Below are 12,752 nucleotides of genomic sequence, written 5' to 3' on the forward strand. Positions count from 1 at the left end.
CACAAAAATCTAACATACATTTTTGCGGCTATTACAATTATTCTTTATTCATTATTTTTTATTATACTCTCTATACTATCTACTTCCTATGACTACAAACATATCTTCATTATCTACTTCTTTCACAACTTTCAATCCTGATTCCAAAAGATATTCTGTCAATATTTCCATTTTAGGCAAATTATCTTCTTTTACAGTATCATCAACTCTTTTATGAAGATTGTTGATAGCTTCTCTACTTTGAGAATGACAGATGGTGAGCTTTCCACCTTTTTTTAATTTTTGAGTGAGCTTTTCTACTGCTTCTTCTTTACATTGAAAATGAGGAAACATAGAATAACAGATAATGTAATCATAACAGGTTTCATCACCACTATTTTTAAGTATATCATTACATTCAAAAATTACATTATCGTAATTATTTTTTTTCTTAGCTACTTCTATCATATTTTCTGCCATATCGATAGCTTTGATTTTACCTGAACTGGTAACTCTTTTATACAAGCTTGGAATGAGAATCCCAGTTCCTGTACCTACGTCCAGAATCTTACTTCCGGCTTGTATATCAACCAAGTCCAGAATATACTCTACTTTTTTCATATCATGGTTACACATTTCATCCCACGAGTCTGCTACTCTATTAAAAAAATCTTCTCTCAATTTCATAAAAACTCTCCAAACATTTTTATTTGATCTACATTCTCAAAGTCTCATTCTAACAAGCAACGATTTCTTTTATCATGAACTCTTTTCCACTTAACAACTCCCAGTCTTTTATCCCACAGTGAGGGCATTTACCCTTGTTCTCCATGAGATTAAAAACCTTATTACAGTTTTTGCAAAGAGCATTTCCTGGTATAATCTCTATTTCCAATTTTGTATCCTCTAATAACGTACCGTCAACAGCGGCAGGATAACATTCCTTGATATATCTTGGAATCATTGAAGATAATTCTCCAATCTGCAAGACTAATTTATCTATTTTTGTCAATTGATTTTCTTCAGCAATATTTTTTACTGTCTTGACAACTTCAATTACAACTCCTAATTCATGCACTCTGTTCACCTGACCTTATGTTATACTTATGAATCGTCAATGTATATACCTTACAAAAGGTTAAAATCAACATGTTTCGATTAAGCTTTAAAGACTTTTGTTACCTTTTTGACTGCAATTTTCCCTTTACGTTTAATCATATTTTTGACAACTACTGGTTTAAGTTTATCTAAATCCACACTTTCAGCATCATATTTCCTTACAAGTGAAATGGCATCGAATTTACACTTAGTTGTACATCCCCCACAACCAAGACACATGAATTCATCTACAGTTGTAGCTCCACAACCAAGACAACGTTCTGTTTCTTTCTTAATCTGCTCTTCTGTAAATGTATTACGTAAATCTTTAAAAGTTTTTTTAGATTCCTTGCCATCTACATGAAGTGGTCTTTGTCTAGGCATACGATCATATCCATCAAGAGCTAGATTCTCTTTATCTAGTGCATGAAAATCTCTTCTATCACGACCAAGAACTAAACTCTGTCCTGGCTGAACAAAACGGTGAATTGATATAGCTGCTTGTTTACCTAAAGCAATAGCGTCAATAGCGAACCTAGGTCCTGTCATTGCATCTCCACCAGCAAATATATCAGGCTCTCCTGTTTGCAAAGTAAATGAATCTGCTTTTATTGTCTTATTTCTATTCAATTCTATTTTACTGCTATCTAGTAACTTGCCCCACTCCATACTCTGACCTACTGAAATCAGAATATGATTTGTCTTAACTGTTTTAGTTTCATTTTCATCATAAGTAGGATTAAACCTTCTATTCTCATCAAAGACTGAAAGACATTTCTTGAATTCAATACCTACAACACGTCCATTTTCCTGTAGTATTCGTTTTGGTCCCCAAGAATTGTTGATAACTATGTCTTCTGATACTGCTTCTTCAATTTCTTCTGGTAGAGCTGGCATTTCTTCTTGATTTTCAAGGCAGAACATCTCGACTTCTGAAGCACCAACTCTTGTAGCTGTTCTTGCAACATCAATAGCTACATTACCGCCACCGATGACAACTACATTTCCATCAAGTTTCATATCATTATTCAAATTTACGTCACGTAAGAAATCAATACCTGTAATAATTCCTTCTGAATTTTCATCTTCTAATCCAAGACTTCTACCTGCCTGTGCACCAATAGCTAGATAGAATGCTTCATATCCCTGAGTTCTAAGTTCTTTGATACTTATATCTTTTCCAACCTCGACACCTGTCTTGAACTGGACTCCTAATTCTCTTAGAATATCTATTTCTGCATTAATTACCTCTTTTTCAAGTCTAAAAGCTGGTATACCCATTGTTAACATACCACCGAGTACTTTTTGTTTTTCGAATACAGTTACTTTATAACCATCTAGCGCTAGATAGTAAGCGCATGAAAGACCTGAAGGTCCAGCACCTATAATGGCAATTTTATTTCCATACTCATGATGTAATTTTGGTACATATCTATTTTCTTGTGTCAAATCTTGTTCCGCAATGAATTTTTTAATCTCATCTATAGCAACTGGATCATCAATATCTCCTCTTGTACAAGCAGATTCACATTTCCTTGGACAGACACGACCACATACAGCTGGAAATGGATTTTCATGCTTAATGAGTTCTAATGCTTCTTTGTATCTTCCTTGAGATGCTAACTTGATATAACCTTGAACGGAAATATGAGCTGGACATTCTGTTTTACAAGGGCTAGTACCTGTATCAACAACATTTTTCCTATTAATACGATAATCTGGATTCCATTTATCTGGTCCCCACTCAGAATTATGTGGAAAATCTTTTCTCTTCTCTTCTATTATTGGAGTCTTTGCACATATTTTCTGACCTAACTTCAATGCATTGACAGGACATACTTCTACACATTCACCACAACCAACGCACCTATCTGGATCAATATGTGAGACATAATTGGAACGTACCATATCAGGATTTACAAACATTTCTGCTATTCTCATAGAAAAACATGAACAACCACAACAGTTACAGATAGCATGTGTTTTTCCAGAACCATCTAGATTAGGTATACTATGTACTAATCCATTTTCCTCTGCTTTTTTAATGATTTCATATGCTTCTTCACGAGTAATTTTACGACCTCTTCCAGTACGGATATAGTATTCAGCAGCATGACCCATCTGAATACACATATCTTCTTTCAAGTGACCGCAACCTTCTCCCATAACCTCTCTCGTTGTACGACAAGCACAATCTGAAACTGAAAAAATAGTGTTCTCATTAAGATATTTGGATACTTCCTCATAAGATGCTTTTCTAGTCTCCCCATCAATTGCACTTTCAATAGGAATTACACGCATAGGACCTGTTCCTGGTGAAAAAACACCCACACCCATTGGTCCTTTTCTTTTTCCGTAATCATCAAAAGCTATGGCGATTTGTGGGTATTTCTTAACATTTTCCCTGTTGTTGACCATCATCTCCATATGACCTGGAACCCAGATTTCATGCCAATATTTATCAACACCATCAATCTCATTGACAAAAGAAACACCTGCAACTGCCAGTTCCCATAATAGTTTTGCAGTTTTTTCTACTGACTTACCACATTTGGGAGCAATTTCTTCTGCACTTTGTGGTTTTCTTAGTTCAAGACAAAGTGCTACTTCTGCCATTTCTTCTGTTACAACAGGTTCCAAAATCTTATATTCTGGATATTCAGGTTTTATTTCCATCTTGGAACCTCGTTTTGTCCTGCTTATCTTATTAGCAAGATCCAATACCTTTTCGTTAACCATGCCTATTCCCTCCAAATTTTAGTTTATATGATACCTATTGATTCCATTTTTTCACTTCAGTACGTATCCAATCAGCCCATTCATTAATACCTTCCCCTGTCCTAGCGGAAATTGGAATGATTTTGATATTTGGATTCAATTTTTTAGCACGTTCTTTTACAGCTTCAAGGTCAAAATCAAAATATTGTATTACATCTATTTTGTTGATTAATAAAACATCAGCTATCTTAAACATCAAAGGATATTTTAGAGGTTTGTCATCTCCCTCTGGTACACTTAGAATCATTGCATTTTTTGATGAACCTGTATCAAATTCAGCTGGACAGACTAGATTTCCTACATTTTCTAGAATAGCCAAATCAATTTCTTCTGTTCCTAGACCAATTAATCCTTGTTTGGTCATGTCAGCATCAAGATGGCACATACCTCCTGTATGGAGTTGAATTACTTTTGCTCCTGTCTGAGAGATTGTGTTAGCATCAACATCTGAATCAATATCGGCTTCCATTACCCCTATCTTCATTTCATCTTTCAACTGATTAATTGTTTTTGTAAGAGTTGTTGTCTTACCTGAACCTGGTGATGACATTAGGTTTAATAAAAAAGTCTTTTCTTTTTTTAGCTGTTCTCTAAGCAAATCAGCTTGATGATTATTGTCTTCAAACACACTTTGCTTGATTTCCAGAACTTTGTATGTATCCATTTTTATACATCTCCATTTCTTATAAATTTGTTTTAATTAGGAATTATTATGTCTCATTAATTTCTTCAGGCTGGAATTTTTTTTTGACACATATTAAGGTGATTTATCCTCATATGCTTAAATAATAGAAATTATTTAATTAACTTTTAAAAATTAATTTTTAAAAGATTGTTATTATTTTATCACTCTCAGTATATTTTAAAATACTAGTATTGTCAAAAAAACAAAAACCTTGTAAAATCAATGTTTCTAGGCTTTCTATTTCAAGTTTAGTTTACATATCAAAAGCACCTTCAATCCTATACCTAATGCTGATTAGAGAGGATAATATCTCTTTAAGTGTAAACTATACTTGAAAGCAAAAAAGTTGCTTAAATGATTAAAATCATGTAAGCAACTCCTAAAAATATCTTTTGAGCATATAGTTTGAGTACCGAATACAGTTATCCATTGATACTGTACTCATAATCTCTCCAGCTATATATATGTTATTTTTGCCTTGCATTTCTTCTATTTTATCATAGAATCCTTTTTGTAGAGTACTAGTATCTACATATGGACACTGCTGCCAGCTCTTAAATTGATAAAGTCTTGGACTCAGAAATCCTAATTTCAACAAATCATTTTTAATAATCTTTAAAGATTCTTCTTTAGACCTTTTAGGATTATCATAAGCATAAACACTTACCAGTTCTTCACCATCACTTGAATCCCATCTAGAATTCCATATGATTACATGCCCTTTATTCTCTATAGATAGATTTTCTAGTACAAAACCACATTTTTTTGGAATCTTTTCAACTATAAATGCATAAACATTAAACTTTTGGTACTTTATGGAACCAAGGTAATGATTCGTTCCATAATCAGTATTACAGAGCTTAGAAAATTGATTGAGTGGAGCTGTAATAACAACTCTATCATATTCTAATTGTTCAAAATCAGTATGAACACATATCTTTCCATTATCAGACTTAGTGATTTCTTTAACATTCTGTGTCAACCTGATATCTTTTATTTTATGCTTCAATGAATTAATGAAAGTTGAAACTCCTTTCTCCCATGTACAGAATTCAGGAAGTTCCATAAAAGACATTAACGTCTCATAGTCCAATATTCTAAGGACATAAAGTGCTGGTATAACGTTAATATCACCTAACCCATAGCTTGTAAAATAATTGATATAAACTGTCTTCAAAACCCTAAAATCATTCATATCACACCATTTTGAAAAAGGAAATATAAGTGAGTCTTCTACGCCTTTTATATTAACTCTTTTAAGAGATTTATATTCCTTCAAAATATAAGGAAATCTATCTAATTCTTCAACAAAATCATCCAAATCTTCTTTTGGTATCTGCATGATTCTATTTCCACTTGCATCATAATTGACACGTGATAACTTGGGTCCATCACTTTTGATATTATTAGCTTTCATTAATGCCTTAAGACTATTTTGAGAAGGTAAACCAAAAAGAGCACCAAGTTCATAAGATCTACCTTTGTACCATATGGTATGTAATTTACCACCTACCCTATTATCCTTCTCAAAAACAGTAACCTTTTCATATCCCTTTTCTTGTAGACCTTGTGCTATTACAAGCCCTGAAATGCCACCGCCTATAATAGCCACCTTACTATCAGTTTTCTTTATTTTGATCACCCCGCTTTAGAGAATTAATCAAAGTTAGAATCCAAAGTGGTAACGTATCCAAATCAACATTATTGTGAGCTACTCTTTCAAGGATAACTTTAGCCGGTACTTTTCCTGCATTGCAGCCATCTGATATCTTTCTAGCGAAATTATAATATCTCAAAAATATATGAAGAGCTGATTCTACCTTATTGAAAGAGTCTATATTACCTTTATCAATTTTACTATAAAACTCTTTTACTAAAAGCTTATTGAATTCATCCATATCACTGAATAAAAAATTATTTTCATGTGAAATGAACTTATGATTAATATTAAAATCTTCTATGATTTTCTTATATTTATTGTTTTTAACGAAATAGGGTATAAACTCTCTTGTCTTTTCTGTTAATAAATTATCAATGTTTAGATTTAAAGTATTCATCAAGTAACCCAGTTTCAGTTCAAAATAATCCCAAATATCTATATCTTGTTTTTTATTATATATCTTTACAGAACCCCATTTTGAATAAGTATCATAAAGTGTATATTGATATATTTTGCCAATACCTTCAAATGTTCCTATGAAATCAATTCTTTGAATAACCAAATTACCTACATAGGAGTTTTTTTGGTTCTCAAAACATCTCATTAATTTTCTATTACTTCTATTTCCCTTATAATGATGTACTTTGTTCTTAGAATATCCTACTCTTTGAACTTTTTTTGATAGATTGTTTCTCTTCAAGACATTATAAATCCCCGATACCCCAATATCAAAACCCTCAGCTTTTAACTCATAATAGATTCTGTTGGGCCCATCTTCAGGAAATCTTTGTACATATGATAAAATTTCATTTTCAATTGTTTTGTTAACTTTATTAGGCATTTTGGGCTTTTTGTGTTCTTTGATTTCTAGTCCGACCATTCCTTGCTTAAGATAAGCCCTTTTCCAATTGTAATATGTAGTTCTTGAAATTCCAAACAGATTACATGTCTGGGAAACATTGTTTTCTTTCAAAGCATGTTTTAAAATCATATATTTGTTGTATGAATTAAAAACTTCCGCTTTCATAAAAATCCCCCACTTTTCATGATTGATGAATAAGAGTTTGGTTATATATACATTCTATTCTAAATACCTAATAAAATCAATTTATTATCATAATCTTTTTTTCTATATAATCTATCTTTCTGCAAATATGTTCTATTATATATATTGATGGTATACTACTATTTAATATCTATACCTTTCATTTTTCTTCTTAGTTCTTCTCTATTGATTTTCTTGATGCTGACCTTAACTTCTGTTCCTTTACCTGTTTCACTTTTTATATCCAATCTACTTCCTGCTCCATAATAGAGGTCTATTCTTTTTATTAGATTTTTTATTCCGTATCCTCCATAATTAGATACATAATTAAATGATAGGATTTCATGAATCTTATGTTCGTCCATTCCTTCTCCATTATCAATGACATCAAATATGATGAAATCGTCTTTTTCATATCCATTGATAGTTATTACCTTTTCATCTGAACTATACATATCAAATGCATGTAAAATTGCATTCTCGACAATTGGCTGTAACAAATGTTTTATAACGAAAAATTCTAGGATATCATCATCTATATTAGTATCTAAGGTAAACTTGGATGACCTTGAAAATTCATTTATCCTTACATATTGTTCAATCATTTTGATTTCGTCACGTACAAACATGATATTATTTCCTTTGTTCAAGGCAAGCCTATAATAACTTGTCATTGTGTCAATGATCTTAACTGATTTATAATCTTCTTTTTCTAGTGCAGACCATTTAATGACTGATAGTGAATTGTATAATAGATGAGGATTTATTCTAGCTTGTAATAATTCCATCTCTACTTTACTTAATTGATTGTTATAATCCATAGTCTTCTTATATAGACTGTTTATTTCTTCAATAGCTTCTATGAATCGCATTTTGATAAAAGATATTTCATCTTCCTTATTATCTTGAATCTCTTCTATAAGAAGGGCTTCTTTGTTATTTTGAATCACTCTAATGAATTGATCCAATCCACTGGTTATTTTTCTCGAAGTAAAATTAGATACATATGTCATAAAAATAAAAAATAACAACAATATACTCACTATAATCAAAAAAACATTCACATTATTTTTTTTCAAGAAACTGATGGGTACAAATACAGTTACCATATGCCCATTCTGTAGTCTTCTATTGAATGTATAGTATTTTTTTTCATCTCTATTCTTAATATTTTCTATATCAATGGGTTTTGAAGATGTAGATTCTTTATAATAAATAAGTTCTTCTTTATCATCAAAATAAGTGATTACACCATTATTAGGCATTCCAATCTCGTCCAAAAAGTATTGTATCTTCTCTAATGGGATATGACACCTTAAGATATCTTCTGTTTTGTGATTCATATTAAGTCTTCTATAATAATTGATGGAGACTTTTTCTACTCCGTTTATCTCTTGTTCTATTGTCCATATAACATTGTTCAACTTCATATACTTTAGTTTACCCAATTCTACATCGTCCTTGATGGCTTGAATATCATTTATGTATGGATTAAAAAGCGCAGATCCATTATCTGTATATATTGAAAATGGATTACTTAAATAAGATTCCGGATTTATTCCTTCAAACAACATCTTCAAATGATTATTGAACAATATTGCTTCTTCTATACGGTCTTCAAAATTATTATCTATATTATTATTAAGATAAGTATTAGATATGATATACGTACCTTTATCTATGTATGTCTTAAGTTCCATATCAATAAGGGATGTACACTTTTGTAGATTCTCATTTATTATATTGAACTGCTCTTCCATATAATTTTTCTTGATTATCCAGTTAATATATATGGTTATGATTATTATTGGAATCATAGTAAATATAATCAAGTTAATCCTTATTTTGCTTTTCAATGTCAGCTGGTTGAAAAAATTTTTTATCTTCATAAGTAATCTACCCCTTTATACGCTGTATCTTTTTCTATATTCTTTAGGAGTTATTCCAGTATGTCTTTTGAATACCGATGTGAAATAAGCATTGCTCTTATATCCTAATTCATTAGAAATATCACAAATTCTACAATAGGGATCTTGTAACCTTTTCTTAGCCATTTCTATCTTAGTTTGGATTAGATATTCAAAAATGGTTATTCCTTTTTGCTGTTTGAATATTTGGTTAGCATAACTACTGCTGATATAGAGTGAATCCAAAATGTCTCTTATATTATCAATCTCTCTATATTCCGTCTCTATAATCTCTATGATATCTTCTACAATCTTACTATACCTGTTTGTTTCTCTTTCTTTTATCAACTCAATGATACCTAATATGATATTGTTGATCCATTGTCTTATATCCACAATAGTTTCGAATCTTGATAGTTTTTTCCACACAATGAACTCATCATCCACAAAATCACTAAAGCTCAGATTTCTTTCTAATAATAATACTTGAATTATGTTGATGATAGAATAAGACAACGATTTTAAATGATTGGTGGAGAGATTCTCTACTTGTCCATAGTATTTTTGGAGAAACCCGTTTACTTTATCTCTATCCATCTCCTCAAATATATGGGATAATTCATTTTTTATCTCAATTAGATCGTATTCGCATTCATTAGTTCTTTCCATGACTTCATTAGCCATGATGATGGCATTTCCTCTACTATAGAATTTTGATTCAACAGCATATTGAGCGTTTTTCAATAAATTGTTAATGTGGCTTAATTCATTGGATATTCCTGATAATCCAATCGTTATATTCATATCCGCTACTTTATTGATATACTCCCTACAATTGATGGCATATATTATACTTTCATCAAGTGTAGCTTTTTCATCTTTTATTTCATCAAAGTATAGAACAACAATTACACTTCTATAATCGTTTTTTATGACAAATCCTTGTTTTTCTTTTAGTACCGTTTCTTCTACACAGAACTTGACTCTTTCTATGAGTTTATATCTTTCTTCTACCGAAATATTAGAATAATTAAGTTCGTAGTTATCAATTTCTATATAAAATACATTGTAGCATTTAAATGATCTATAGATATTTAGATAGTTCATTCTGTTAATGATATCATCATCATTTCTTATCTTTCCATATATTAAATCATAATAAAAGTTTTCAATCATCAAAGGTAAACTTTCATTTATTTTTTTCTCTAATTCTTGTTTTTCAAGCTTTTTAGCAAGTTCCATTTGATAAATACCAATCATATATATAAGAGCGTCTTGCAACTCATCTACATCTATAGGTTTTAGGACATATCTATTAATATTCAATTCCATGGCACTCTTGGTAAATTCAAATTCATCAAAACAGCTAATGAAAATGAACTTGGTTTCTGGTAATTCTTCCTTTATTTTTCTAGTCATTTCAATACCGTTCAATCTAGGCATTGAAATATCTGTTATAACTATATTGGGCTTTAATTCTATAGATTTCTTGTAACCCTCTAAACCATCTAAAGCAGTCCCACAAACTCTAAGCCCCAGAGTTTCCCATTCAATATTATTTATCATACCTTTTATATCTAATAGATTATCATCTACTATCAACACATTATACATAAAAACAATCCCCCTTTATTATATTTTATCATAAAGCGACATGATTCCCTATAATTTTCAACCCAAAAAATGATGACCCTATCCCTAGAAATCATCATTTTTTATACTCTACTCTCTTTAACCCATAATTTTTTTAAATTAACTTACTTATTTAATTCTTTCAGCTTATCTGCTTCTTTCTTAGCTATTTCTGTCATCTGGTCAAGCATTTTATCTATATCAGTTATAGATTTTAATGTATCAGTAGCTTTTTGCCATTTTTCGTTGAATTCTTCATCTGATTTAGCAACAAAAACTAATTTAAAAGGATCTTCCCACTGTTGTCTTGCATTCCAGAATTCTTGAAGTTCTGGTATCTCAGAAAATTCTGGTGACCATGGATGAGCTGGTGGGAAATATTTTAAATCTTTAACATGAGGACTTGACATCTTGAACTTGAATCCTGACATATTTGTTGGTAAATATTTTATGTTGTCATTGTATACTACTGGATAATATTCACTTTGTAACATGAATCTTGTATATACTGTACATTGATCATTAGCCAAACCTTCAAATTCACTTAGATTACTTTTGCTTGTATCCATATCCACGAAATACTTATTGAATTTTTCGTCATTGAATTTTCTCTTACCATTTTCTTCTGTATATAATCCCTCTTCTTTTGTTCCCCAATAATATACATCTTCGAACTCGTCTGTAAATTGAACATCTATCCAATTTAATACTTGTGGTAAATCTTCTTCTTTGATAGTCTTCAATAAACCTACCATATCATACCATGTTGGTCGTTCGTTATAGTCTGGATATTCTTTTTTGTTAGGGATTTGCGTATATAGAGGACGATATTGGAAGTCCTTACCTGCATCCTTTAACTCTTTGTTAATGATGTCAGGTTGTCCTACATAACTTAAAATCGCACATGCATATAAACCATTTTTTACTTTTTCAACAAATTGTGCTTGTGTATGAACTAATGATTCTGGCTCAAAAACTCTGTCTCTTATTAAACGGTTTTGAACAAGAGCTGATTCCTTGAATATAGGTTCTAATAAGTTCATTCTTACTCTTTCGTTGATTGGATCCCATGAACCTGTATAGAAATGACCTCTATATCCCATTAAGTCAGCACCAAAAAATGATAACGCCATCCAGTTGTCTCCACCATTGTAACCAAAGGCATAAACTGGTTTATCTCCTTCTTTTAGTTCAAGCTCTTTAATCTTATAGAAAAAGTCTACGTAATCTTCAGTAGTCTTAATTGGTACATCCATGATTTCTTCACCGATTGGTTCGTTCTTCTCATTTAATAATTCTACTAATTCGTCATAAGTCTTAGCTTCTGGATATATCTTTTTAAGAATATCATCTCTAACCCATACAGAAGTGTGAGCTGCAAACATAGCATCACTATTAGGCAAACTAGCTGCATCATACAATTTTTCTGATATATTATCATTAATACCTTTTTGAACTCCTAGATTAAATGGTATTCCCATTATCTTACCATTTACTGTTGCTTGTTCCCACATATAATCAGGTATCTTTTCCCACACGTTAGGTGCATATTCTTGCATCATTTCTGGTGTCAACGTCCATAATTTTTCTGCCTCATTCAATTTTGCAAGATGTGTCAGTGCATTTGTTCTTAACATATGTGGTAAATTATCAGCTGCTAGAAGTTGTGTCAACTTACTATCAAGTGAACCTCCTCCATTACCGAAAATATTATCTAAATCAACATTTGTTTCTTTTGTTAACCAACTCTTGACTATATTTTTTTTAGGTACTTCTGATGCTATATAATCTGTATCTTGTGCTGACCACATTGTTAAATGCAATCTTTTCGTGGCTACTTTTCCATCTTTTCCTACATTAGAACTATCTACAGATTCTTTCTTGCCACATCCACCTAATAAACTAACAATAAGTGTTAATACAATTAATGTCCCCAATATTCTAGTCTTTTTCAAAAACATATGTACT

Annotated in this window: 9 protein-coding genes; all 9 read right to left on the reverse strand. The window is 31.1% G+C overall.

Annotated features, from left to right (window positions below; translation table 11 throughout):
• Positions 1-75: 75 nt before the first annotated feature.
• Positions 76-666, reverse strand: a complete 591-nt coding sequence (locus ACX6CF_RS04675; RefSeq protein WP_458784140.1) for a class I SAM-dependent methyltransferase — start codon at positions 664-666, stop codon at positions 76-78.
• Between the two features lie 49 nt (positions 667-715).
• Complete coding sequence (locus ACX6CF_RS04680) at positions 716-1,057, reverse strand: hydrogenase maturation nickel metallochaperone HypA/HybF (RefSeq protein WP_458784141.1); 342 nt, start codon at positions 1,055-1,057, stop codon at positions 716-718.
• Positions 1,058-1,137: 80 nt separating this feature from the next.
• Positions 1,138-3,816, reverse strand: a complete 2,679-nt coding sequence (locus ACX6CF_RS04685; protein ID WP_458784142.1) for an FAD-dependent oxidoreductase — start codon at positions 3,814-3,816, stop codon at positions 1,138-1,140.
• 34 nt (positions 3,817-3,850) lie between these two features.
• Positions 3,851-4,519 (reverse strand): hydrogenase nickel incorporation protein HypB, encoded by a 669-nt coding sequence (hypB, locus tag ACX6CF_RS04690; RefSeq protein ID WP_458784143.1) that lies wholly within the window; start codon positions 4,517-4,519, stop codon positions 3,851-3,853.
• Between the two features lie 400 nt (positions 4,520-4,919).
• Positions 4,920-6,182: an FAD-dependent oxidoreductase gene (locus ACX6CF_RS04695; protein WP_458784144.1), complete on the reverse strand. Its 1,263-nt coding sequence runs from the start codon at positions 6,180-6,182 to the stop codon at positions 4,920-4,922.
• Complete coding sequence (locus ACX6CF_RS04700; protein WP_458784145.1) at positions 6,160-7,227, reverse strand: helix-turn-helix domain-containing protein; 1,068 nt, start codon at positions 7,225-7,227, stop codon at positions 6,160-6,162. The genes ACX6CF_RS04695 and ACX6CF_RS04700 overlap by 23 nt, the downstream gene beginning before the upstream one ends.
• Positions 7,228-7,385: 158 nt before the next feature.
• Complete coding sequence (locus ACX6CF_RS04705) at positions 7,386-9,134, reverse strand: sensor histidine kinase (protein WP_458784146.1); 1,749 nt, start codon at positions 9,132-9,134, stop codon at positions 7,386-7,388.
• Positions 9,135-9,149: 15 nt separating this feature from the next.
• On the reverse strand, positions 9,150-10,766 hold the full coding sequence (locus ACX6CF_RS04710; protein ID WP_458784147.1) for a response regulator transcription factor: 1,617 nt from the start codon (positions 10,764-10,766) through the stop codon (positions 9,150-9,152).
• Positions 10,767-10,909: 143 nt separating this feature from the next.
• Positions 10,910-12,745, reverse strand: a complete 1,836-nt coding sequence (locus ACX6CF_RS04715; RefSeq protein WP_458784148.1) for a type 2 periplasmic-binding domain-containing protein — start codon at positions 12,743-12,745, stop codon at positions 10,910-10,912.
• Between the last annotated feature and the right edge of the window lie 7 nt (positions 12,746-12,752).

This window comes from Vallitalea sediminicola (assembly GCF_054408565.1).

What these genes read in the sequence shown, in the direction of transcription:
- ACX6CF_RS04675 (WP_458784140.1), bottom strand. Translation starts at nt 666, where the DNA reads ATGAAATTGAGAGAAGATTTTTTTAATAGAGTAGCAGACTCGTGGGAT.
- ACX6CF_RS04685 (WP_458784142.1), bottom strand. Translation starts at nt 3,816, where the DNA reads ATGGTTAACGAAAAGGTATTGGATCTTGCTAATAAGATAAGCAGGACA.
- hypB (WP_458784143.1), bottom strand. Translation starts at nt 4,519, where the DNA reads ATGGATACATACAAAGTTCTGGAAATCAAGCAAAGTGTGTTTGAAGAC.
- ACX6CF_RS04700 (WP_458784145.1), bottom strand. Translation starts at nt 7,227, where the DNA reads ATGAAAGCGGAAGTTTTTAATTCATACAACAAATATATGATTTTAAAA.
- ACX6CF_RS04705 (WP_458784146.1), bottom strand. Translation starts at nt 9,134, where the DNA reads ATGAAGATAAAAAATTTTTTCAACCAGCTGACATTGAAAAGCAAAATA.
- ACX6CF_RS04710 (WP_458784147.1), bottom strand. Translation starts at nt 10,766, where the DNA reads ATGTATAATGTGTTGATAGTAGATGATAATCTATTAGATATAAAAGGT.
- ACX6CF_RS04715 (WP_458784148.1), bottom strand. Translation starts at nt 12,745, where the DNA reads ATGTTTTTGAAAAAGACTAGAATATTGGGGACATTAATTGTATTAACA.